General features: G+C 33.6%; 22 protein-coding genes. 1 reads left to right on the top strand and 21 read right to left on the bottom strand.

The window, feature by feature from the left end; translation table 11 throughout:
* From GQR98_RS02625 to GQR98_RS02530, 20 genes are all read right to left on the bottom strand, one after another.
* Complete coding sequence (locus GQR98_RS02625; RefSeq protein ID WP_159018158.1) at positions 1-2,367, bottom strand: GumC family protein; 2,367 nt, start codon at positions 2,365-2,367, stop codon at positions 1-3.
* 7 nt (positions 2,368-2,374) lie between these two features.
* Positions 2,375-3,142 carry a polysaccharide biosynthesis/export family protein gene (locus GQR98_RS02620; RefSeq protein WP_159018157.1) on the bottom strand — a complete coding sequence of 256 codons (768 nt, stop codon included), beginning with the start codon at positions 3,140-3,142 and terminating at the stop codon, positions 2,375-2,377.
* 14 nt (positions 3,143-3,156) lie between these two features.
* Positions 3,157-4,149 carry an MraY family glycosyltransferase gene (locus tag GQR98_RS02615; protein ID WP_159018156.1) on the bottom strand — a complete coding sequence of 331 codons (993 nt, stop codon included), beginning with the start codon at positions 4,147-4,149 and terminating at the stop codon, positions 3,157-3,159.
* 132 nt (positions 4,150-4,281) lie between these two features.
* Positions 4,282-5,043: a glycosyltransferase family 2 protein gene (locus GQR98_RS02610; RefSeq protein WP_159018155.1), complete on the bottom strand. Its 762-nt coding sequence runs from the start codon at positions 5,041-5,043 to the stop codon at positions 4,282-4,284.
* A gap of 14 nt (positions 5,044-5,057) precedes the next feature.
* On the bottom strand, positions 5,058-5,993 hold the full coding sequence (locus GQR98_RS02605) for a UDP-glucuronic acid decarboxylase family protein (RefSeq protein ID WP_074938497.1): 936 nt from the start codon (positions 5,991-5,993) through the stop codon (positions 5,058-5,060).
* Complete coding sequence (locus tag GQR98_RS02600) at positions 5,990-6,811, bottom strand: glycosyltransferase family 2 protein (protein ID WP_159018154.1); 822 nt, start codon at positions 6,809-6,811, stop codon at positions 5,990-5,992. Before GQR98_RS02600 ends, GQR98_RS02605 begins: the two co-directional genes overlap by 4 nt.
* Position 6,812: 1 nt before the next feature.
* A complete protein-coding gene (locus GQR98_RS02595) occupies positions 6,813-7,361 on the bottom strand; it encodes a putative colanic acid biosynthesis acetyltransferase (protein ID WP_074938502.1) in 549 nt (182 codons plus the stop codon).
* 4 nt (positions 7,362-7,365) lie between these two features.
* On the bottom strand, positions 7,366-8,307 hold the full coding sequence (locus GQR98_RS02590; protein ID WP_159018153.1) for an acyltransferase family protein: 942 nt from the start codon (positions 8,305-8,307) through the stop codon (positions 7,366-7,368).
* Positions 8,294-9,448 (bottom strand): glycosyltransferase, encoded by a 1,155-nt coding sequence (locus GQR98_RS02585; RefSeq protein ID WP_159018152.1) that lies wholly within the window; start codon positions 9,446-9,448, stop codon positions 8,294-8,296. The genes GQR98_RS02590 and GQR98_RS02585 overlap by 14 nt, the downstream gene beginning before the upstream one ends.
* A gap of 3 nt (positions 9,449-9,451) precedes the next feature.
* Positions 9,452-10,426, bottom strand: a complete 975-nt coding sequence (locus GQR98_RS02580; RefSeq protein ID WP_159018151.1) for a glycosyltransferase family 4 protein — start codon at positions 10,424-10,426, stop codon at positions 9,452-9,454.
* Positions 10,416-11,633: a glycosyltransferase gene (locus GQR98_RS02575; RefSeq protein ID WP_159018150.1), complete on the bottom strand. Its 1,218-nt coding sequence runs from the start codon at positions 11,631-11,633 to the stop codon at positions 10,416-10,418. Before GQR98_RS02575 ends, GQR98_RS02580 begins: the two co-directional genes overlap by 11 nt.
* Positions 11,614-12,909 (bottom strand): hypothetical protein, encoded by a 1,296-nt coding sequence (locus GQR98_RS02570; protein ID WP_159018149.1) that lies wholly within the window; start codon positions 12,907-12,909, stop codon positions 11,614-11,616. Before GQR98_RS02570 ends, GQR98_RS02575 begins: the two co-directional genes overlap by 20 nt.
* Positions 12,897-13,487 carry an acyltransferase gene (locus GQR98_RS02565; protein ID WP_159018148.1) on the bottom strand — a complete coding sequence of 197 codons (591 nt, stop codon included), beginning with the start codon at positions 13,485-13,487 and terminating at the stop codon, positions 12,897-12,899. Before GQR98_RS02565 ends, GQR98_RS02570 begins: the two co-directional genes overlap by 13 nt.
* Complete coding sequence (locus GQR98_RS02560) at positions 13,488-14,621, bottom strand: hypothetical protein (RefSeq protein ID WP_159018147.1); 1,134 nt, start codon at positions 14,619-14,621, stop codon at positions 13,488-13,490.
* 3 nt (positions 14,622-14,624) lie between these two features.
* On the bottom strand, positions 14,625-15,191 hold the full coding sequence (locus GQR98_RS02555) for an acyltransferase (RefSeq protein ID WP_233268065.1): 567 nt from the start codon (positions 15,189-15,191) through the stop codon (positions 14,625-14,627).
* A 198-nt stretch (positions 15,192-15,389) separates the two neighbouring features.
* On the bottom strand, positions 15,390-16,637 hold the full coding sequence (locus GQR98_RS02550) for a polysaccharide biosynthesis protein (RefSeq protein WP_159018146.1): 1,248 nt from the start codon (positions 16,635-16,637) through the stop codon (positions 15,390-15,392).
* 23 nt (positions 16,638-16,660) lie between these two features.
* The gene (locus GQR98_RS02545) at positions 16,661-18,097 is read right to left on the bottom strand and encodes a UDP-glucose 6-dehydrogenase (RefSeq protein ID WP_159018145.1); all 1,437 of its coding nucleotides are present in this window, start codon (positions 18,095-18,097) and stop codon (positions 16,661-16,663) included.
* 18 nt (positions 18,098-18,115) lie between these two features.
* A complete protein-coding gene (locus GQR98_RS02540) occupies positions 18,116-19,066 on the bottom strand; it encodes a GDP-L-fucose synthase family protein (protein ID WP_159018144.1) in 951 nt (316 codons plus the stop codon).
* A 1-nt stretch (position 19,067) separates the two neighbouring features.
* Positions 19,068-20,186, bottom strand: a complete 1,119-nt coding sequence (gene gmd, locus GQR98_RS02535; protein ID WP_042506194.1) for a GDP-mannose 4,6-dehydratase — start codon at positions 20,184-20,186, stop codon at positions 19,068-19,070.
* 135 nt (positions 20,187-20,321) lie between these two features.
* The gene (locus GQR98_RS02530; protein WP_159018143.1) at positions 20,322-20,783 is read right to left on the bottom strand and encodes a UpxY family transcription antiterminator; all 462 of its coding nucleotides are present in this window, start codon (positions 20,781-20,783) and stop codon (positions 20,322-20,324) included.
* An 856-nt stretch (positions 20,784-21,639) separates the two neighbouring features.
* Between GQR98_RS02530 and GQR98_RS02525 the strand changes: the two genes are divergently transcribed.
* Positions 21,640-22,230: a DUF3575 domain-containing protein gene (locus tag GQR98_RS02525; RefSeq protein WP_159018142.1), complete on the top strand. Its 591-nt coding sequence runs from the start codon at positions 21,640-21,642 to the stop codon at positions 22,228-22,230.
* Between the two features lie 269 nt (positions 22,231-22,499).
* Here GQR98_RS02525 and pepE read toward each other — a convergent pair whose 3' ends face one another.
* Positions 22,500-23,207 (bottom strand): dipeptidase PepE, encoded by a 708-nt coding sequence (gene pepE / locus GQR98_RS02520; RefSeq protein WP_159018141.1) that lies wholly within the window; start codon positions 23,205-23,207, stop codon positions 22,500-22,502.
* Between the last annotated feature and the right edge of the window lie 99 nt (positions 23,208-23,306).

The following is a 23,306-nucleotide window of genomic DNA, read 5'->3' as shown; positions in this document are numbered from 1 at the left end:
TTAACTACGGTTTGTTAATCTCTTAAACCAAGACTTTTTCTCTTCTTCATGTCCGTATCCATAACCATATCCGTTACCATAGCCGTAACCTTTCTTCACATCAGTTCCGTTTATTACAACCGTCATATTTGGAATTCTTTTTTCTTGATATAGTTTTTTTGGAATTTCTAAAAGTCGGCTATCTAAATAATTGGCACGTACTAAATAGATAAATAAATCGGCTCTCGATGCAATTTGTAAGGTGTCAGTCACCATGTTTACTGGGGCGGTATCCACAATAACATAGTCGTAATGTTCCTTTCCATAATTAAGCACCTCATCAAAGCGTCCGTTTATTAATAATTCCGATGGGTTTGGTGGTACCATTCCAGATTGTATCACATCAAAATCCCCATTTTTAGCGGTTTCAATAATTTGATTAATTTGTATGCTTTTATCCGCTAAAAACACGGTTAACCCAGTAGATGCTTCTGTCATGTCTAGATATTCAGCGACCTTAGGTTTACGGACATCTGCCCCAATAAGCAGTACTTTTTTGTTAGACATAGCTAGTACAGTTGCTAAATTAATAGCAACAAAGGTTTTGCCTTCGCCTGGAACTGTAGAGGTAATATAAATCGCTTTAGATTGGTCTTTCAGATTACCAAGCATAAAGTTCATGTTGGTTCTTAACATTCTAAAGGCTTCTGCAACATTACCTCTATCCGCTTTTGACAATATTTTATTATCATCTAAAGTCTTTGGGATATTCCCGATAATAGGTGTTTTTAGTATCGCTTCTAAATCTTCTTGATTATGTATCTTATTGTCTAAAAGAAATAATACGTAAATAATAACGAAAGGAATAAGAAGGCCTAACATTAAGGCTATGGCATAAATCATTTTTCTTTTCGGACTCACAGCGATATCGTTACCATCTGCGGCATCAATGAGTTTAGCATTAGGTACAGTAACAGCCAATGAAATTGCGTTTTCTTCTCGTTTTTCTAATAAAAATAAATACAGTGTTTCTATTATTTGTTGTTGGCGTTGTATATCTCTATACTCGCGTTCTTTTCGTGGCGCTGAGGTTATTTTACCATCAATAGTTCGTTCTTGCGATTTTGCTTGGCCCAAAGAAATCGTTAAACTCCGCTTTAAATTCGTTAGGCCTTGAGATATACTGCTTTGTAATTGTGAAAGTTGCGCATCTAAATTTAAAAGTACCGGATTATTTTTACCAGAACTTTGTGCTATTCTATTGCGTTCTAAAAGTATGGTATTGTATTGTGTGCTGCTAGAAGTTACGTCGCTAGAATTTATACCTAGATTTTCTGGTATTAGGTTTTTTGAGCCCGATTCCATGTGGTCCATAACATAATCTACTAATTTTAGTTGCGTACTTAGGTCTACTATTTCTTTTTCGACCAAGGAGTTCGTTTCTAAAACTATACCTGTTTCCATGGAGATATCGGTTAATTTATTTGCGGTTTTAAAATTTTCAGCGGTTTTATCTACTTTTTTTAAATCTTCCTCAATAATCTCTAATCGTTCGTTTATAAATGCATCCGTGTTATTGCCAATAAGGCTTTTGTACTCTATGGCATCTCTGTTGTATTCACGTATCAGTTCATTTATAATGCGTTCCGCTTTTAGTTTTACAGGACTTTTAAGTTTCAATTCTAAAATACTTGCTTTCTTATACAACAAACTTACATTAATACCATTTCGGTAGCTTTTGGCAACTGCTTTTATAGGCGCTGTTCTAACGATATAAACGGTATTGTAATCTTTAGGTGTTATGTTTACTGGGGTAATAACGACTTCACCGTAAGCTGTGGGTATGTTTTTTCCGAATGTGTATGATACTCCCGAAGCTTTTTTGGAATGTGCTAACTCAAAAGAAGTATCAGAAACAATTTTAATTAGGAATGAGGTATTACGCTCAAAAAAAGTGGAGTCTTTTACAAAAATGGATGTTTTGAATGGGAGTTCGTCTTTATAGATTTCGGTATCTCTAACTTGGCCTTCTTTGAAATATGAAATGTTAAGGTCTAATTTTTTTACCACACGGGTCATTAAACTTCGGGATTTTAAAATTCCCATTTCATTTTCTATATTTTTTTTACTGTTTCCAATGCCTAATTCTTCAAAAGCGGCAAGTTCATTAGATAAGCCTCCATTAGATTCATCGTCAATTAGAATGGTTGCCGAAACTTCGTAAGAGTTCGGTGTGTAACGTAAATAGAAATAAGCACCCATTAGAGCTATAATAAGTCCTAATGCAAACCACTTCCAGTGATATGCATATTTTTCAATTTGCTGACGAATATTAATACTATCATCTTCAGCAAGCATATAATCTTGAAATTTCTCTTTGTTAGACATATTTATGTTATTTTAAGATTAAAGCTAAAACAGTTATAAGTAAAGAGGCTGAAGAAATAATAACACCTGTGTTCGGCCCAACTGCAGATGAATTTACTCTCGTTTTATTTGGTGAGATGTAAATAATATCGTTTTGCTTTAAATTGTAGTAAGGCGAATTAAAGAGGTTCTTATTCGTTAAATCTAATGTTGTAAATGTTTTTTCGCCATTTTCGATGCGTACTAATAATACGTTATCTCGTTGTCCGTAAATAGTAAGATCTCCTGCTAAACCTATAGCTTCAATAACAGAAATACGCTCATTAAGCACCTGGTAAGATCCTGGTTTGGCTACCTCACCTAAAACCGATACTCTAAAGTTATCAAAGCGAATGTTTATCGTAGGGTTCGTTATATATTCTACCAAGTCAACTTCTAATTTTTTAGTCAGTTGTTTAGTTGTGAGCCCTGCAACTTTAAGTTTTCCTAACACTGGGAAATTAATAACTCCGTCATCATCAACTAAATGAGGGATTGGTTTTGCACTAGCCGCAGCACCCTGTAGCATTGGTGTTTCATAAAGATTAAATGGCAAAGCGGCTTCGGCATTAATGGTCGATACGTTTATCGTTAAAAGATCTCCGCTTTGTATTTTGGCTCCAAATGCAGCTGTAGAATCTTTTAAAACACCATCTTCAACATTTTGAAAATATTGTATGTCTTTTGATGAGGCACAACTGTTAAAAAGTAGTAAAGTGATAACAGTTATGATTAACCCTTGGTTGAGTTTTTTCATGGTTGAGAGGTTCATTAGTTATTTATTTTTTTTAAAGAAAGCAATTTCAGTTTATGGAAAATCCCCAATAATAAAATGAAAATTATCGGCAAGATAAACATCATTTGAAAAGAGTTAAAAATTGAAGCGAAAAAAATAAGAATAATCGCTAAGGTGTAATTTAATAAGCCTAATAGTATCGCTATTTTGTAATGTTCTAAGCCTAAGTCCGATAATATGTGATGAATGTGGTTTCTGTCGGCTGTAAACGGGCTTTGTTTTTTTAATAGACGTACACCAATAACACGCATCATATCAAATAATGGCACTGCTAAAATAGCGGCTACAATTAACAATTTGTTTTGCGGTGCAAAGGTAAAGCGTTTAAATAAGCTAGTGTCTATGGTTAAAAACTTTAAAGCTAATATGGCTATGCAAAATCCAATGACTAGAGATCCTGTATCTCCCATAAAAATTTTTTTCTCGTGCGAAAAATTATAACGCATAAAAGCCAATAAGGTGAAAATAAGACTTAAACAAATTAAGAAGTAATAGTTTAAACCCATGGTTAAAAAGATAAGACCAAACATAGAGAAAATAGATATACCTAAAGTGGACGCTAAACCATCGACACCATCAATTAAGTTGTAAGCGTTAACAATGGTGAGTGCGATAACAACATGAAACACATCAAGAACTACTGACGGCACCTCATGAATCCCCATAAAACCAGCTAGGGAAGTCGTATGAAAATCGGAATGTAAAAAAACAATACAAATCGCAAAAATTTCTATAATAACACGTGCTCTTGGTGTAGACACGGCTAAATCATCCTTTAAGCCTACAATAAATATAATAGTGAATGCGGCGGCTAAATTCAAACCTATATATTCGGTATCTAAAGGCTTGAATAAAAATAAGTTGAGTACCAAAGTTACAAAAAAAGCGAGGCCACCCATGGTTGGGGTTGCTCTAGTATGCGAACTGCGTTCGCCTGGCACTTCGTTTAAATTATGGAAATTGACCATAAATATAATTTTAGGAATAATATAGCTTACCAGACCAAATGAAAATATGGCACTTATGATACTCAGAAATATTAAGCTTGAGAGGGGATCTTGCATGTGTTTATGTTTTGGTTAGCAGGTTTGGAAAATGAATTAACCCTTTTTATAAAACTGATTCAGTTTAGAAACGTTTTTTTGTATAATGGTGCTAAACGAACCTACATTGTTGGAAGTAATGGCTTTATAATCTTCCTTCGATTTTATAATGATGTTTTTTAAACTACGGTTACTAGCGCCACCAGCCCTCATTTTTGTAATCACTTCAGGTAAGTAAGCAAAACGTAAAGCGTCGTCTTTAAAAACGCGTAAAATAAAATCGTAGTCCGCAGCAATTTTATAGGTTAAGTTAAAGCCGACGTGTCTGTTATAGACCTCACGGGTTAAAAACAAGGTTGGGTGTGCTGGCATCCAACCTTTCTTCAATAGTTTTTTATCAAAGGCACAGCTTTCCCAATGGCGAATCACCTTGGTTGGGTCAATTTTGTTCACGTATTGTAAATCACCATACACACCGTCAGTTTTTTCAGCTTTAAAGGTGTTTACTAGGTGTTCGATTGTCGTGGTTTGTGCTAACATATCATCGGAATGTACAAAACCAATAACATCACCTGTAGCACGATTAACCCCTTTGTTTAAGGCATCGTAAATGCCTTTATCTGGTTCCGAGAGTATGCTTACTTCGATATTCGGGAATTCGGTTTGTAATTGCTTTACAACATCTAAAGTGCCATCGCTAGAGTTACCATCGATAATCACATATTCTATAGAAGCATGCTTCTGTTCCATTACAGAACGCATGCAACTCGCTATCGTAGCTTCACTATTATAAGTGGCGGTTATTATTGATACTTTCATAGTTTATAAACTATTTACAGTTTGGTTTTAAAATAGTCAATGGTTTTTATTAAGCCTGTTTCTAATTGAATATTAGGTTGCCATCCATTTAGTTTATCTTTAGCTAGGCTAATATCTGGTTGGCGTTGCTTTGGGTCATCTTTAGGCAACGGCATAAATATTAATTTAGAACTAGAACCTGTTAATTTTATCACAGTTTCTGCTAATTCTAACATGGTAAATTCATTAGGGTTTCCAAGATTTACTGGACCTAGAAATTCTGGTTCCGAGTTCATCATTCTAATCATACCTTCCACCAAATCATCTACATATTGAAATGAACGTGTTTGTAAACCATCGCCAAAAATGGTAATATCTTCGCCTCGTAAGGCTTGCATAATAAAGTTAGAAACTACACGGCCATCACTAGGGTTCATATTAGGGCCGTAAGTATTAAAAATTCTAATAATTTTTATAGCGACTTCATTTTGTATATGATAATCCATAAATAAAGTTTCTGCGCAACGTTTTCCTTCATCGTAGCAAGACCTTATTCCAATCGGGTTAACATTTCCCCAGTAATCTTCTTTTTGTGGGTGTACTTTTGGGTCACCATAGACCTCACTTGTGCTTGCTTGTAGTATTTTAGCATTAACACGTTTGGCTAAACCAAGCATATTAACAGCACCAAGTACCGATGTTTTTATTGTTTTTATTGGGTTGTATTGGTAATGTACAGGCGAAGCAGGACATGCTAAATTGTAAATCTCATCGACCTCAGCAAAGTAAGGGTGTGTAATATCATGACGAACTAATTCAAAATATGGGTTATCTAATAGATGTACCACGTTTTGTTTAGACCCTGTAAAATAATTATCTAAGCATATAATATCGTTTCCTTCGTTTAGTAAACGTTCACATAAATGAGACCCCACAAAACCAGCACCTCCGGTAATTAAAATTTTTTTCATTTTGTATGTTTTAATTCTGCAATTTTAGTTTGTATTTGAAAAAAGTAGTTCGCTTTATATTTTGCTAAACGATAACCTGCAAGTCCATCAAGGAACCCTAGTTTCAACACAAAAGAACCCATAAAATATATCATAGGTAATAAGCCACTATTAATAAATTGATACTTAATTTTTTGTCTTTTTGTTAAATCATTAAATCCTGTTTTTAATAAAAACAAGTAACGCTTGGCTTCCCAAGTAGAGTATGCGTTATGGCGCGCTATATAATGCTCTAAACCTTTATAGTCTTTATGTATAATTGGGCTTCCAATTTTACCAATTTCACCATCAATAATAGGGTGTTCGTGGACTTCCATATCTAAGTGGCTCCATGAATCTTCCTGAATTTGTTCATATTCTCCCGAATCTTTCTTGAACAAAGCCAATTTTTTCATTTTATCGCCATGCTTCAACTCCTTACCCATAAAGTAGTTGTTGTAGTTCAACCAGAACCCTTTAAAGTTCGAGTCCTTTGTTTTTTCACCTATTTCTTTAATAAACGCATCGGTTAAAAACTCATCGGCATCTAAAAATAAAATCCAATCATTTTTTAAGTCAACATTCCTTAAAGTCCAATTTCGCTTTTTAGGAAATTTTCCATCCCAGTTAAAATCTACAATCTTAAAACCAAATTGCTTCACAATAGCTGGCGTTTTGTCTGTACTTTGAGAGTCGATAACAACAACTTCTGAAAACGAACTTAACTTCTCCAAACAATGCGGTAAATTCAGTTCCTCATTTTTTACGGATACAACAACGGTAATCGGTAATTTACTCATATTAGTCAATGTTTCTTTTTTTTATAAATTTAGCTGGGTTTCCACCAACAATAGTCCAAGGCTCTACGTCTTTAAATACAGATGCTGTTGCACCTACAACGGCTCCTTCACCTATAGTTACGCCCATACCAATAAAAACAGCAGCTCCAATCCATGCTTGGTCTTTTACAGTAATTGGTGCGGTAATTAAAGGGTAATCTTTTTTGTTAATATCGTGAGATGCAGCACATAAATATGTTTTTTGTGATACGGTAGCATGTGCGCCTATGGTAATTTTATCAACATTATAGCAATCTACTTCTGGAGCTAAACACGAATATTCATGCATTTCTAAGTTCCAAGGCATATATATTCTTACAGATGAATATACTACAGCTTTGGCGTGTACTTTGGCACCAAAAAGTCTTAATAAAAATAATTTCCACCCGTTACCTAAACGTCTTGGCAGAGGGCGAGCAAAAAGCAACCAAACTACAGACCATAATAATCGAGCGATTTGATTTTTACGACTAAAGTTGTTTTTGTATTCTGATAGATCTACTTTATTCATAATATTAAAATCTCCAAATTTTTAAAAAAGAATACCTAGAAGTCAGTTTGCCTAAAAAAATAGAAATCAAAATAGTAATTATTAAAATAGGAAAAATGACTAATGTTTTACTTCCAAATAGCTTAACACAAGTAATTGAAAGAAATGGAAGCAAAATAGGAGCATGCCATACATAAATTGCCCCTGAATATTTACCGATTGATAGTTTATTAAAATTAACAGTAATAGAATTATATTTTTTTAAAATCAACCATAACAGTATCGGAATATATAGTTGTATTAATATTATCATTTTTATATTAAAAGATAATGATAGAAATGCTAGAACTAAAATTAACAAAACATAATAATCAATATTTCTTATTGATTTATTCTCAGATACAAATAAAGCTATGATATAAGAATAGATGTAAAAAGGGACTAGATTAATCTCTCCGCCATAAGAGTACTTAGGACTATCAATTATAAAATATAATATCGGTAAAACAATAGATGCCATAATTAGCAAAACCTTTCTTGAAAAATAAAGCTGAAGAAAAGAAACTATCAATTGAATGATAAAAAGATAGATAAGAAAATAAAACTGAGGACCTACAGGGTATAACAATGTTAATTTATTCTCTGGTAAAGGATTTTTCCATCCAAAAAGACCTGAATAATATAATCCAAATATAATTAATTTATAAGTTATAGTAAATACGATACAAGGAACAATTAATCTTTTAAATCTTTTAAAAATTAATTGTTTTAAAAGAAATCTATCAACGTTCTTAGCTAACAAACCTGAACAAAAGAAAAACGCTATAACACACCAACCAAAAATAATTTGTAAGTAATTAACTAGTATCAGTGTGCTATCATCAAAACGACCTTTAAAATTCATGTGAGCAAAAATAACTCCGATAATAGCAAGACCCTTAAGGCATTCTACTTCATTTTTTTTCATATTTAACAAATTCAGGTGTTTCACCTTGATTTAAAATCCAGTCATATAATACTAACATTTGCTTACCTACCGCATTCATACTAAATTGATCTTCAACTAGTTTTCTTCCATTTATACCTAACTCCAATAACGCTTCGGGAGATTTTACAAGCATTTTGTTTAAAGATTCAACAAGAGGTTCAACACCAATATCAATCCAGTTTCCGCAGTTGTGAGTTTCTAAGGTTTCCCAAGGCGCACCTTTTGTGGTTATTACGGGCGTATAGCAGGCTAAAGCTTCAGCTACTACAATACCAAAGTTTTCACTAAACGTTGGCAGTACAAATAAACTAGCGGCTCTAAAGACTTTAAGTTTTTCTTCTCCAAAGACAGGTGCTTTAATTTGTATTTGGTTTTCTAGATTAGATTTTTTTATAAGCGTTTCTAGTTGTTCAATATAAGCCGTATCTCCATTCCCATAAATATCAATCACCCAATTTTGCTTTACTTCAGCACTCAATTGTGTCCAAGCTTCAATTAAATTTTCAATACCCTTTTTTTTATGAATTCGCGATAAAAATAAAATACGTTTAGGAGTTTTGGATTTATTTGGAATGGTATCCGAAAAAGCTTTTAAATCGATGCCATTGGGTATCATAGCAATAGGATTTTTAAACCCTAAATCACGAATACTTTTTACTTCCATGGGGGCTGTAGCATGTATGCAAGCCGCATGATCTAAATCTTTATTTTGAAATAAACTTAAAGCTAGTTTCTTTTTTAACGGACTCTGCGTTAAAGACCAAGGCTCTAGCATCCCTCTAGGTGTGATGATGTAAGGTATATGTCGTTCTCTTGCCATTTTAGCCATTTGGTGCACTGGCATTTGCCACAATCCATGACCGTGTAATAAATGAGCTTCCGATTTTTTTAGACTGTTTTTTAGGCTTTTAGAAAGGCCTAGTTTTTCGAAGTCGTGAAAATAAACGTTTCCATTAGGCGTGTTAAAAGTCTTTAAAATTGGCTCAGGACTTTTTAGGGTCTCTAAATCAATTTTTATATTACTGTCTAGCGATAGCATTTCCGAAATTAAATGGGTTACGCTTCGCGCAGGTCCCCCGGTTGAAATATCTATAGAGGTTATAACATGGTTAATTTTCAAAGCTTATATCTTTTTGTATAAATTAAAATATTCCGAAGCTATTTTTTTGACTTCAAATTGCTCAACATTATTGAAGCCTAAGTCTATTAACTTATTTCGCATGTCGTTGTTTTCTATAATTGTTTTAAAGGCTTGTTGCATATCCTCAATATTCAAAGGGTTTGCATAGCATACACTATCTCCTGCAATTTCAGGAATCGAAGCTCTTTGGCTCGTTACTATAGCGCGCCCTGTTTTTTGAGCCTCAATTATTGGCATTCCAAAACCTTCGTATAACGAAACAAAACTTACAAGATCGCAGTCTTGATACAAGGCTACAATATCTTTATATGCTATGTTTGTGTAGTTTAAAAAATCTATTTTATATAGTTCTAATATATCTTTATCGTTTTTACTTAACGGGCCAACTATAACAAGTTTACATGGTATATGTTGTAAACTTTTAATGGTGTTTTCTAAATTTTTATTAACCTTAGTACCTATATGTAAAATAGTAGGTTGTTTGGCATTAAAGTCTTTAGGTTTAGTTTCTATCAATGGGTTAACAGGGTTATAGATAACTTCTGTTTTGTTTTTTGCCCATGGAATAACTTGTAACACCTCTTGTTTTGAAAATTTTGAGATCACCGTTATTTTTTTTACAAATAAACCAGGTAAGGTAAACCATAAGGTTTTGAACATAAATTTTCTAATAGAAGTCCCTTTTATAATCGAGTTAACATCGTGTATCGTTAATATGGTTTTTTTAAAGGGGATGATACCAATGTAATGCACATCGCCTGTAATATGGATAATGCCTTTAAGCGATAAAACATGCCAAATATTTAGAAAAATAGCTTTTAAAGAAGCACCTCCATGGGGTAGTTCCACAATATTAACCTCAACATCACTAGGGAGATTTTTTATTATTGAAGCAAACAACTCTTCAATGCTATTATGGCTAGGGCCTCTTTTTCTAAAAATGAAATTAACCAGCATGAGAAATGTTTTCTATTAAAGTATTAAGTTGTTCATAGTAATTATCCCAAGTATAGTTTTGTGCCGTATCATAGGCTTTTAATCCATCCTCTTTTAATAAATTTCTATTGTTTTGGTATGCTTTAACAGATGTGATTATCGCATCTACATCATCAACAGGGATTACTTTTCCTCCGCCTTGTAATACCGCATCTTTAGAACCGGTGTTTTCTGTTACAATTACTGGTGTACCACAAGCCATACATTCTAAAACAATCATAGCCCAGCTATCTAAATAAGAAGGGAAAACAAGCAAGTCGGCTTCTCTAAATTTATTAGCAAGTTCTTCATGATGCATAAACGGGTAATACTTGAATTTGGTTTTGTTGTTTTCAATAATATCTCTGGCATCTGCCATAGGGCCTATTAAAGTCAGTTCCACGTTCTCAAGACGTTCCATGGCTTCAAATAATAAGTGGACACCTTTTCTTTTGGTCATCGTACCTGCAAATAATAGCTTTATTGGTGCTGTTTTATCTAAGTTGTATGATGCTTTGGGTGAAAATGATTTAGGATCAAAGCCTAAGCTAACCACATGGACTTTCTTTTTTTCTATACCGTAATTTATCATGGTATCTCTAGCAAACGTAGAAAGTGTTATTACATGATCCATAAGGTTGTATTCACTTTGCTTAATAGATGCGGCTTTATTATAGATGTGGTCTTCTTGTATGGATTTAAACATAGGATACCTATCTCTTAAATAACCAATGTATTTATAATGTACTTGGGCTAAATCGAGTACAGTTATAGCGTTCTTGCTTTTAGCTTCTTTAAAACTGTTTAAGCAAGATTTTTCGTAACCTATAAACACATTAAACTTTTGCTTTTTTATTTTTTTTGCAACGAACAAATCAAACTTGTTTTCAGCGTAAAGACTATCTAGTTCTGTATTATTGTAAAAGGGAACTTTTGTTTTTAGTTGTCGAAACAATTCATGCATTGGGTATTGCTTAACAAACTTTGGTGGTAAGCTTATATCAAAACGCTTTTTAAAAATAGAATCGATTAATTTTTTTAAAGGTGTTTTTAATAACACTTTTATTAGCGTATTGTCTTTTTTATACCAAATACTAGTAAAAAAACACAATAAATAATTATCCTTGAGTAAAGCAATACAAAGCTTATTTGTATGCTGTTTTACAGGGTTAGATACTATAACTTTCATCTATATATCTTTGTTTTTGGCGAGCAGCAACAAATAATAATATGCCTATTTGTGTGCAGTAAATAATGTTTTCTATATATACAAAGTTAGTTTGAGACATAACTAAAACTGTAGGTATTTGGTAGATAAAAAAGAATAGTAAAAGCCCTTTTAGTTGTTTGTCTTTTTCTCGTTGCATCACTTTAAATAAAAAGAGTAACACCGTGAACCTGAAAATTACTAGTATAATAAAGCCTAGCATGCCTTGCTCAATGGCTATACGCTCAGACTCTTCTTCCCAGTATGATGGTAAACTAGATCGATCATGTATAAAGCTTTGGGCAGGGCTTGCTGTTACGCCTAAACCATGGCCAAAAAAGCCAGCTGTTTCAGAAAATTTAAAAGGTGTAAAAATTTCAACCAATCGATCTTCATTATTATCGGCATTATTAATTCTAGATTTAAAATTGTTCAGCGCATCTTGAAATATGGTTGTTTGAATACCTATTATTAGAAGCATAGGCAAAACAATAACTATTCTTAACAGCTGTTTAGAATTTATTATTTTAAAAGGTTTGGCTAAGATTAGAAATGATAAAAGAGCAACAAAATAAAATCCAAGTACAAATCTTGAACCTGTCATAAACACACAAATTACACCAAGAAGAACGTTTGTATTTACAATAAGTTTGTTGCCAGATTTTAGAACAAACTGGGTAAAACTGAGTAATGCGGTAAATAAAATGAAATATGAGCTTATACCTCCATAAGTGAAAATAGTGGTTATTCTAACAGCGTCTCCTACTTGTGCAACAAATTCAGTTTCTTCCACATATTTATTAATAAAGTGACTAGGAGGCATGGTATATTGGATTATTCCTAAAATAAACACCCCCAAAATAATATAATTAAAGTAATGAAGTGCTTTGATAAAATCTTGTTTTGTTTTTAAAACTAAAGGAATGATGAAAAACAAAGGGAAATAAGCAACATGAACGCTTAGCCCTAAAACAGGTACAATTGGGCCGTAATTCAAAGTCCCAATACAAAATGTAATTGTTAAAAATAGCATGTAAGCAGTTAATGCTATAATAGTATTCTTGTCTTGCAGTATTTTTTTTCGCTTGGTTTTAATTAGAACAGAAACAAAATAAATAGAAAACACTAATTTACCCAAGAAGATTGCATTGCTTAATCCTGGGACAACCCATTTCCTTAAGATGCCTTCTAAAAGGACCCATAAATAAAAAAATACAACTATTTTTTTTAAATTCACAATCTCTATTAATATAGCCAAGCTCTGTTTGCCGCAACAAACTCACATGGGTTATAGGTTAAGTTTTTATTTCGTTCTTTTTGTAATACAATTGCAGGATTGCCAATAACGATGCTAAAGGGTTCCACATCTTTACTCACTACCGCGCCTGCACCTATTACCGCACCTGCACCAATGGAAACACCAGGTAGTATAATGGCATTTGTAGCAACCCAAGCATAATCTCCTATGGATATTGGTTTGGAATGTTGCGTCCATTCTGGGTCTTGCACATCGTGAGAAGCTGTTAATAGCTCTACGCCGTCGTTAATACAAACATAGTTTCCTATATCTACTTTATCGTGTAGTGCTATTTTTACTCTACCTAAAAAGGAGAAATCTCCAATTATTAAATTATGTTTTTTTCCCAAAAGAGAAATTTCACCAACTTCCGCTGTTTTAGAAATTAATGCACCTTTTTTTGTTAATTTAAAGCGCCTTAAGTTTCTTGAAAAAAGTTGTCTGGCGTTTAAAGCTCTTTTAGCCCAAGATTTTAAATAGTTTTTACTCAAAAAAGGATGTCTCGATCTATTTTTCCAAAGATAAGTTAGTGCTGCCATTTATTTATCTTTATTTAATTCACGTATTAGTTGTTTGCTCACGTTTAATACGTCGTTATAAACTAAAGTGTTTGGTGTATTCATTATTTTTTCTAAAGTTCCGTTTTGATAGTTTTTAACACCAATCAAATTAGTACTATGGTTAATTTTGCACGCCTCTACATTCCAATCTCTAGCAACGCAAATAACGTTTAAATCGTGTTGCAGCATAGCTGCTACAGTACCACTTTTTTCTACTAATACATATGGCGTTGTAGTGATTCCTATATCTGTAATGCTTAAGTAATTGCTAATATCATGCTCACTTAATTTACCGGTAATTTCAAATTCAATATCACGGTTTTTTAAAGCACGAGTCCACTCTTCTATATTTAAACCACAATTACCAATAAAAATAAATTTTATTTTGGCAAACTTATTGGAATCGTTTTGCGTAACCTGTAAAAGTTCATCTAAAAAAAGGCTTATAGGTGCTCCATAATGGATACTGCCAAATATAGATAGTACAATAGTATTTGTTTTTTTATGACTTTCAATATGAGGAGCAATCTGTTGGCTTTTTAAAATATTACTGAATAGCGGTAAAATGGTCGCGCTATAACCTAATTGGTTAATCTGATGTTTATATAAGTTACAGTGTGTGTTAATTAAGGCAGGTTTTAGTGTTTTTGTTAGACCATTAATTAATCGTTTTTGTATATAACCATGAATATTAGATTTAAATGAGGCACCACTTTCCATGGCAACCCAAAGCTCATGGAACATAATATGCCAAATGGCATTCGGGAAAGTATTTTTTAAATTTTTACCTAAATGTATAGGTAAGCCTTTTTTATTAAAGGCAAAGGGTACATATTGTAAACTTATATAATTGTAAGTTTTATCTTTAAATACATTTTTAACCTCGTTTAATCCTTTAGAATCCCATGTTTTAACAATGGGGAGCACTGTTATATTTTCTAAACTAAATTTTTCTTTACTATTTATTATATCCGTTTTTTTAGAACATAATATAGAAACGTCAAAACCTTGCCTTACTAGATTTTGAGTGAGCTTATAAGTATAGTCACCAACACCATCTGAAATTGGCGGAAAATTGTTGGTTATGAACAGTATTTTTTTTTGAGGAATCAATGCTTAGTCTCTATTTTTAATTTTTTTCGCAGGAATACCACCCCATATTTCATATTCAGGGATGCTTTTGTTTACAACGGAACCAGCAGCAACAATAGAACCCTGGCCAATATGTACGCCTTTTAAAACAACCACATTGCAACCGAGCCAAACATCTTCTTCTAATTTAATAGTAGCGGACGGGCAAGGTTGATCCTTCATTAAGCTGTTTTTTGACATGCCGTGGTCATGATCTATAAATTTAGAACCTGAGCCTATTAAAGAATTCGAACCAATTTCTAACTTATTATTTATATTGAATTCGTAATTAAAACCAATAAATACATTGTTATTAATTATAATAGATTTTCCTTCGGAAAAAATGCCGTCAAACTTAAAAAATACATTTTGTTCAATGATACAGTTTTTACCAATAAAAATTTTGTGTGGCCAAAAATAATTGATTTTGGCTAATGAGGTGCTAAAATCAATTGTTGCTCCCTGTGCTCTTAAATATATAATTCTCATTAGACCTAATGACTGCTTTACAAGCATATGAAGTTTGAAGAATATGGTAAAGATTAATTTCATAGGTGTGGTTTTTTTATGAGGCCCTTATTTTCTTGATAAGTCAAAGCTACAATTTTCGAGTTTTAAACGAATCTATTCGTGTAATTACTGAGTCTAATCGCAATATAGATTTGAGAATGGTGAAAACTATTTTTTTAAGCATTATTAAAATAAACGTAATAAAATGTGATAGTGTATAAAACGGAATCAATATGGGCGTTATTTACTGATTTTTAATAGACCATAAATGAATAGCGTAATTAACTGTATTATAGTTATCAGTATACTGAATAGAATGACGCCACTTACTGTTGAAAGATCATTTATTAAAAAGGATATAAAAGTAACGATGATAGATATAACGATATATAAATAAGGGTTAATTATCAAATTTTTTGAATTGTTTAAATGTAATACTATCCCTTGTACAAAAAGTAGAGCTCCACTCAGTGCTGATAAAGTCAATTCCATTTTTAAATCATTGTAATTGTCTCCTAAAATCCAAAGCAATTGATCTTTAAGTATAAATACAACTCCAATAAATAAAATGGCTATTGTGAAGCTTAAAAGTAATATTAATAGGTACTTTTTGAGTAATGCTTTGCCTTGCTTATAAGTTCTTGCAAATCTTGGAATAATTAAGGTTGTAAAGAGTATTGCTGTAAAATTAAGCATTATTGAAAACCTACTGATTGCTCCTAAACTAGCGATATCTGCTGTTTTACCATATATAGAAATTAACCATATTGTTAATTGTCCAGAGATGCAGTAAAATATCATTTCTGGGAGTCTTCTTTTTACGGTTTTTAAAATACTTTCTTTTATACTAGATTCTTCGGGTTGCGATAAATCTGCAAAATTGGTAGTGATTTTTTTTAATTTATAATTCCCATAAATTCTTGGAATACCATAGGCTAAAAGGATTAGGAAAGCATAAGGGAAAATTAACATTACTATTACAGTTAGTATTAACCTTATAATACTAACTTCAAGTTGGTTTTTTTGTAAACCTTTAATTTCTTGATTTAATTGTATAGGGATTTGTAAAATAGAATCGGATAAATTAGCACTAAAAGCCGGTATTATTGATATAATAACAACAATTGACATAAGTATACTTACATTATTATAAATTAATAGAATAATTGAGATAGGTATTGCAAAAGCTAAACTATATCGAGCAAACTTCTTTCTTAAATTTAAGCCCGTTTTAGCAATAGCACCTAAACCTTTTTTGTTTTTCCACACCTTCCCTCCTTCTGATAAAACACCTGTAGCAATCCCTCCATCGGTCAAAAGTGTCATGGTAGCAAGCATTGAATTGGCAAGTGTGTAAATTGCATATTCAGTAACAGGTAGAGTTCTAATAATTAAAAAACCAATAGCTAAAGCAACGACTTGTATAATTAACTGGCTAGAGCCTGTAATAGCTATTAAATTAAACCAGTATTTAATATTTTTATTCAAAAGAAGGTTTTATTGAAGTGTAACTATTTACCTATTGATTGTACTCTAAACCCAATAGCTTCTAAACCCGTTTTATCCAAAACATTTCGACCATCAAAAACAAAAGCAGGCTTACTCATGCTGTCGTAAATACGTTGCCAGTTGTAAGTTTTAAACTCATCCCATTCTGTAAGCACAGCAATAGCGTGAGCACCTTCTAAAGCTTTGTATGCATCGGTTTCTGTTTTTACGAAGTTTTCGTTTTCAGCTTCCGATCTGGTATTTAAATAATTTAAATCGGCTTGCATTTGTACGGCGGTTACTTTAGGATCGTAAACGCTAATTTGCGCTTGCTCGTCAATCAATTTATCGGCGACGTAAATGGCAGCAGATTCGCGGGTATCGTTGGTGTCTTTTTTAAAGGCCCAACCTAAAAACGCTATTTTTTTACCAGAAACCGTATTGTAAAGTGTAGATACAATATTGTTTGCAAAACGATCGCGTTGGTGGTTATTCATGATAATAACCTGCTCCCAGTAATCGGCCACTTCATTTAAGCCTAAAGATTTAGAAATATATACGAGGTTTAAAATATCTTTTTGGAAACAAGAGCCTCCAAAGCCCACAGAGGCTTTTAAGAATTTAGGACCAATACGCGAGTCCATACCAATAGCTCTAGCCACTTCTTCCACATTAGCTTCTGTAGCTTCGCAAAGCTCGGAAATGGCGTTAATAGACGATACACGTTGTGCTAAAAAGGCGTTGGCTACTAATTTAGAAAGCTCTGATGACCAGATGTTAGTGGTTAAAATTTGTGCTTTTGGTACCCAAGTGGCATAGACATCAACCAAAGATTGAATGGCTTGTAAACCCTCTGGGGTTTGATCGCCACCTATTAACACACGATCAGGAGATGCTAAATCCGTCATGGCGGTTCCTTCGGCTAAAAACTCAGGATTTGATAATATTTGAAATTTAACACCGTTGCCCGTATGGTCTAAAATAGATTTTATGGCCTGTGCTGTTTTTACGGGTAAAGTCGATTTTTCGACTACAATTTTATCGGTAGTTGCAATTTGTGCAATTTGTCTGGCACACAATTCAATATATTTTAAATCGGCTGCCATACCTTTTCCAGAACCATAGGTTTTGGTTGGTGTGTTTACCGAAATAAAAATCATGTCCGCTTCGCGAATAGCATCATCAACATTGGTAGAGAAAAACAAGTTGCGTCCTCTAGCTTCTGCAACCACTTGATCTAAACCGGGTTCAAAAATGGGTAATTTAGATAAATCACTATCGTTCCAATCGGCAATACGTTGTTGGTTTAAATCGACTACGGTTACTTTAATGTCTGGGTTTTTTTGAGCCATTACGGCCATCGTTGGTCCGCCTACATAACCTGCACCAATACAACAAATTGATGTGATTTTTTTAGGTTTTAAAATAGTGGCAGATGTGTTTTCTAGTGTCGCGAGCATGATGTATGTGTTGTTGATTTATAATTTTACTTGTTTATAAGAAGCTTCATTAGATAGAAACCAATTATAGGTGTTTTCTATACCTTGATCTAAAGGTGTTGTGGCTTGCCAACCTAAGGTTTTCATTTTAGAAACATCCATAAGTTTTCTTGGTGTACCATCGGGTTTAGTATCGTCCCAAACAATAGCACCTTCATGGCCTACAATACGTTGTACGGTTTCGGCTAAATTTTTAATAGTAACATCGGTACCTGTACCTACGTTGTATAAATGCTCAGGCAATTTGTTTTTTAAAGCAAAAACTACGGCCTGTGCCATATCTTCCACATGAAGAAACTCACGCATTGGCGATCCGCTGCCCCAAAGGGTTACGGTAGCGTTATTGTTAAGTTTGGCTTCGTGGAATTTACGAATCATGGCTGGTAATACATGCGATGATTTTAAATCGAAATTATCATGCGGACCATATAAATTAGTAGGCATTAAGCTTACAAAATCTTTTTGATATTGGTCGCGAATGGCTTTGCATAAACGTACCCCAGAAATTTTAGCAATGGCATAACCATCGTTTGTAGGTTCTAGTGGACCTGTTAGTAAATATTCTTCCTTTAAAGGTTGGGTAGCCAGTTTAGGATAGATACAAGAACTACCTAAAAAGATGAATTTTGAAATGTTTTGTTTGTGAGCGGCATCAATCAGGTTATTCTGAATTTGCATGTTCTCTAACAAAAACTCAAACTGGTATTCGCTATTTGCTAAAATACCACCCACTTTTGCAGCTGCATCTATAATAACGTCTGGCTTAGTGGTTTCTATAAAGGTGTTTACAGCGCTTTGGTTACGCAAATCGAGTTCTGCGCTGGTTTGGCCCACAAGGTTATTGTAGCCCGAAGCTTCTAAAGCACGCCAAATAGCAGAGCCGACCATACCTCTATGACCGGCTATATATATTTTAGATTGTTTGTCCATACTATTCAAAATAATTTAAGGTTTGGTAGTTGCCTTCTTTTAAATAGCAATCTTTTTGCATTAGGTGTAAATCACTTTGCATCATATCTTTTACTAAGTCGGCAAGTTCGTATTGACATTCCCATCCTAGTTTTGTGTTTGCTTTAGTAGCATCTCCTATTAATAGTTCTACTTCTGTTGGTCTGAAATATTTAGGGTCTACAGCTAAGACTTCTTTACCAATTTCGATTTGGTATTTTTCGTTAGAACAAGATTTTACATATCCTTTTTCGTTAACACCTTCGCCTTTAAATTCTAAAGTAATACCAACTTCTGCAAAACTTAAGGTTACAAAGTCTCTAACGGTGGTTGTTTTTCCGGTAGCGATTACCCAATCTTCAGCTTCTTCAGCTTGAAGAATCATCCACATCATGCGTACATAATCTTTAGCATGGCCCCAATCACGTTTAGCATCTAAATTTCCTAAATAGAATTTATCTTGTAAGCCTAAAGCAATTCTTGATGTTGCTCTCGTAATTTTACGTGTTACAAAAGTTTCTCCTCTAATAGGCGACTCGTGATTAAATAAAATACCATTACAAGCATACATGCCGTAAGCTTCTCTATAGTTTACAGTAATCCAGTAAGCGTACATTTTTGCAACAGCATAAGGCGAACGTGGGTAGAATGGTGTCGTTTCCGATTGTGGTACTTCTTGAACTTTACCGTATAATTCTGATGTAGACGCTTGATAAATTCTGGTTTTCTTTTCTAAACCTAATAATCTTACAGCATCTAAAATTCTAAGCGTTCCAATACCATCGGCATTAGCGGTGTATTCCGGGATTTCGAAAGATACATGTACGTGACTCATAGCGGCCAAGTTGTAAATTTCGTCGGGTTGAATTTCTTTAATTAAACGGATTAGGTTAGTACTATCCGTCATATCACCATAATGCAAAATAAAATTACGTTCTTCTACATGTGGATCTTGGTAAAGGTGATCGATTCTATCGGTATTGAATAATGAAGATCGACGTTTTAAGCCATGGACTGTATAGCCCTTTTTTAATAAAAATTCGCTTAAATATGCACCATCTTGACCTGTTACTCCTGTTATGAACGCTACTTTGTTTGCCATGATTTAATAAGTTTCTACTTTTTGTAATTTATAAAGTTGATTTGTATTCTGTTTTAATGGCCGTTTTACACGGCTCCGCCTCCTGAGTCCCATTACGGCCCCAGTATTATTCAAAAAAAAATACTTTAAACAAGGTTATTCCCTGTTTAAAGTAATTTTCATTTCTAAATCCAAAAGTAATAATTGGATTCTATTTTTGCTTATTTCTTTAACAAGACCTTTCTCTCCTTTAAAAGGTCCGGTTTTTATTGCAATGCGGTCTCCGGGTTGGATGCTCTCTACGGTAAACGTCGTGTTTTGAGCAACTAGCCAGTTCTGCATTATTGTTATTTCGTTATCTCTTACAATAGCCGGTTTACCCAACCAGAAGAGGTAACGTACCACATTGGCCACTTGAAAAACTAAATCGCGCTCGTTATCGTTTAATTGAACAAAAACGTAGGATTTAAGTAAAGGCACTTCTACCTTTTTTTTTCTATCGGACCATTGGTGGATTTCTGTAACTACAGGACAGTAAGCTTTAATCCCCATTTTTAACAATGCGGCTTCCACTTTTTTCTCGGTTCTTGGCTTTACATAGATAACATTCCAGATCATTTCTTCAAATTTAATTAATAGCCGGGTTACCGACTAAAACGAGTGGATGCTAACTGTAAAGACCCCAATGTGCGGTTGTTTTTAGTTTACTAAGACGTAGCTTAATAGGGTTAAAAACATGTACGACACAGTTAACGATAAACACACTAATGAAATTAATTTACTTTTTTTCATAATAAATTGGATTTAATTAATAAATATCCCTTGAGGGCGGTTTTAAATATTTTGAATAGACTATAAGGACACCTGGATTAAGGGTGCTATTTAACCTATCATTAAATTCATTTTCGTGCTAAAATGGGATGAGATACCCACATTTGAAAGTAGATGTCAAAAACACAGATTAGCATTTAAAATTTCAATTGTTCAACGGCTATCGATCTGCTTTTTAAATAGGGGTTTAAAAAACTAAATTCACCTTTAACTGTTAAACAAATACGTAGCTATTAATCAGTAATGTTTTAACACTGCTAAATTAGAAATGTTTTCTTGAATAAAAAGGCTACATTTTTACATTTCGCCCAACACCTCATTAAAATCGGTTAAAGACAAAGCGCTGTGTTTTTAAAAGAAAAAAGCGTGCGTTTCGTCGATTTTATAGGTGTTTTTGGAGGTTTTTCTCACTGGTTGTAGGTTTGTGAAAAACGCTGTGAACCCTTGTGAAATAAGCAGTTTTTGAAGTGTTGTCTGCGAAATCGTTAAGAATTATTGCTTGAAATTGTCAACTTCGTAATTGTGAGTGTATTTGTTGCTTTTATGTAAGAATTAACTTTTAGTTTACATTAAAATTGTAGTAAGTGATATTATAAAGATTTTGCTTAGTTTTAACTCGAAAATGTTTAAAAACAAATAAATTATGAATTATAAAGCCTGTGTTTTTGTTGTTGTTTTAGTCTTTGGTTTCTTTAAAATGAATGCTCAAAATGATGTTGAAATAGCGTCTGATTCTAAAGGCACTTATTTAAAAGGAAATGCGGTAACACTTTTGGCGGCTATGCCACATATTGGCCTTGAAACGGGCTTGAGTAAAAAGTGGACCTTTCAAATAGATGCAATTGCTTCTTTTTGGAATTCTGTAGATGGTGCGCCGTTGCAGTTTTTGATTGTGACTCCAGAATTTCGTTATTACTTTAAGGAACGCTTTAAAGGTTTTTATGTGGGTGGGCATATTGCTGGTACAACCTTTAAATTATCGAAGTTTTTTAGAGGAAACACTGGTTACGAACAAGGTTTTGGATATACCGCAGGAGCAACCATAGGGATACAGAAACGCTTAAGTGATCGGTTTAATATTGATATTTTTCTTGGTGGTGGTACGCATCAGGCTTTTTATAAAGGATACAATAAAGCTTCTGGTGATCGTGTAGATGGTGCAGTGCGCTATAATAAGAGTGGAGAATGGTTGCCGTATAGAGGTGGTGTGATGCTTGCTTATAAATTGAACTAAGCACATCTTTTATTTTTTCACTGAACTTAGTAAGTACACTTTATTTTACGATAGATCATGGTGATGGCGGATTATTGCGGGAGCGATAGCAGTGGCATCCTTTTTACGATTTATTAAATTGGCTTAAAATAGCAGGTGTTTTGTTTATGCTCTAGCTGATTTGATAAGCCTAATTTTTCCTCGTAAAAAGATATAACGGATAGCGCGGTTTTTATTTTTCTTAAAAACCCGCCCAAAATTGTATTCTGAATTTTAATATGTTACTCTTTTTATTTTAAATGATTTAATTGGGTGTCTGGCGCGACCTCGTAAGGTGCTTTGTTGTACTCGAAAATACGTGCGGGTAGTTCGCCATTTAACTTTATAGATTTACCTGAAACGGCCAACCAACTGCCTTCTCGTAGGCCTACTACAGGGTTGGTGTTAAAATTGTGGAATTCTTTTATGCGAGTTTCTCTGGTTTCGCCCATGTGTTTGCTATCTGGCAATGGGTCTAAATAATGCGGATTGATATTGAAGGGTACCAAGGCTAATGCATTGAAACTTGGGGGATATACTATGGGCATATCGTTGGTGTTTTTTATGGTGAGTCCGCAAATGTTACTACCTGCACTGGTGCCTAAATATGGCGTTCCGGTTTTAACGACTTGTTGTATAGCATCGATGAGGTTGTTTTTGTACAATTGGTTAGTAAGTACAAAGGTGTTGCCGCCACCTACAAAAATGGCTTCTGCTTGTGCTACGGCTTCAACAGGATTACTGTGTTTATGGATTCCGGTAATGCTTTTATCGATTTTAGCGAATGCTTTTTGTACGGTTTCTGTATAAGCATCATGACTTATGCCACCTGGCCTAGCGTAGGGTATAAATAGAATGGTATCGGCATTTTTAAAAAATACGCTGAGGTAATCGAGTAGGTATTCTAAATATCCCGAACCGTGTAGGGTAGAGGTGCTGGCAATGGTAATTTGTTGCATGATGTTTTTCTTTAGAGGGTAAAACTAAATAAATTTATTTTTTTAACGTATTTTTTTTTGTTTTACTTGACGAAGACTCGATTAAAACGTATTTTTAAT

It is taken from the genome of Algibacter sp. L3A6 (genome assembly GCF_009796825.1).
GTDB lineage: Bacteria > Bacteroidota > Bacteroidia > Flavobacteriales > Flavobacteriaceae > Algibacter.
The sequence above is the reverse complement of the archived record's forward strand: the minus strand, read 5'-3'. Positions and strand labels throughout refer to the sequence as shown.

What these genes read in the sequence shown, in the direction of transcription:
- GQR98_RS02625 (WP_159018158.1), bottom strand. Translation starts at nt 2,367, where the DNA reads ATGTCTAACAAAGAGAAATTTCAAGATTATATGCTTGCTGAAGATGAT.
- GQR98_RS02620 (WP_159018157.1), bottom strand. Translation starts at nt 3,142, where the DNA reads ATGAAAAAACTCAACCAAGGGTTAATCATAACTGTTATCACTTTACTA.
- GQR98_RS02615 (WP_159018156.1), bottom strand. Translation starts at nt 4,149, where the DNA reads ATGGTCAATTTCCATAATTTAAACGAAGTGCCAGGCGAACGCAGTTCG.
- GQR98_RS02610 (WP_159018155.1), bottom strand. Translation starts at nt 5,043, where the DNA reads ATGAAAGTATCAATAATAACCGCCACTTATAATAGTGAAGCTACGATA.
- GQR98_RS02605 (WP_074938497.1), bottom strand. Translation starts at nt 5,993, where the DNA reads ATGAAAAAAATTTTAATTACCGGAGGTGCTGGTTTTGTGGGGTCTCAT.
- GQR98_RS02600 (WP_159018154.1), bottom strand. Translation starts at nt 6,811, where the DNA reads ATGAGTAAATTACCGATTACCGTTGTTGTATCCGTAAAAAATGAGGAA.
- GQR98_RS02595 (WP_074938502.1), bottom strand. Translation starts at nt 7,361, where the DNA reads ATGAATAAAGTAGATCTATCAGAATACAAAAACAACTTTAGTCGTAAA.
- GQR98_RS02590 (WP_159018153.1), bottom strand. Translation starts at nt 8,307, where the DNA reads ATGAAAAAAAATGAAGTAGAATGCCTTAAGGGTCTTGCTATTATCGGA.
- GQR98_RS02580 (WP_159018151.1), bottom strand. Translation starts at nt 10,426, where the DNA reads ATGCTGGTTAATTTCATTTTTAGAAAAAGAGGCCCTAGCCATAATAGC.
- GQR98_RS02575 (WP_159018150.1), bottom strand. Translation starts at nt 11,633, where the DNA reads ATGAAAGTTATAGTATCTAACCCTGTAAAACAGCATACAAATAAGCTT.
- GQR98_RS02565 (WP_159018148.1), bottom strand. Translation starts at nt 13,487, where the DNA reads ATGGCAGCACTAACTTATCTTTGGAAAAATAGATCGAGACATCCTTTT.
- GQR98_RS02555 (WP_233268065.1), bottom strand. Translation starts at nt 15,191, where the DNA reads ATGAAATTAATCTTTACCATATTCTTCAAACTTCATATGCTTGTAAAG.
- GQR98_RS02545 (WP_159018145.1), bottom strand. Translation starts at nt 18,097, where the DNA reads ATGCTCGCGACACTAGAAAACACATCTGCCACTATTTTAAAACCTAAA.
- GQR98_RS02540 (WP_159018144.1), bottom strand. Translation starts at nt 19,066, where the DNA reads ATGGACAAACAATCTAAAATATATATAGCCGGTCATAGAGGTATGGTC.
- gmd (WP_042506194.1), bottom strand. Translation starts at nt 20,186, where the DNA reads ATGGCAAACAAAGTAGCGTTCATAACAGGAGTAACAGGTCAAGATGGT.
- GQR98_RS02530 (WP_159018143.1), bottom strand. Translation starts at nt 20,783, where the DNA reads ATGATCTGGAATGTTATCTATGTAAAGCCAAGAACCGAGAAAAAAGTG.
- GQR98_RS02525 (WP_159018142.1), top strand. Translation starts at nt 21,640, where the DNA reads ATGAATTATAAAGCCTGTGTTTTTGTTGTTGTTTTAGTCTTTGGTTTC.
- pepE (WP_159018141.1), bottom strand. Translation starts at nt 23,207, where the DNA reads ATGCAACAAATTACCATTGCCAGCACCTCTACCCTACACGGTTCGGGA.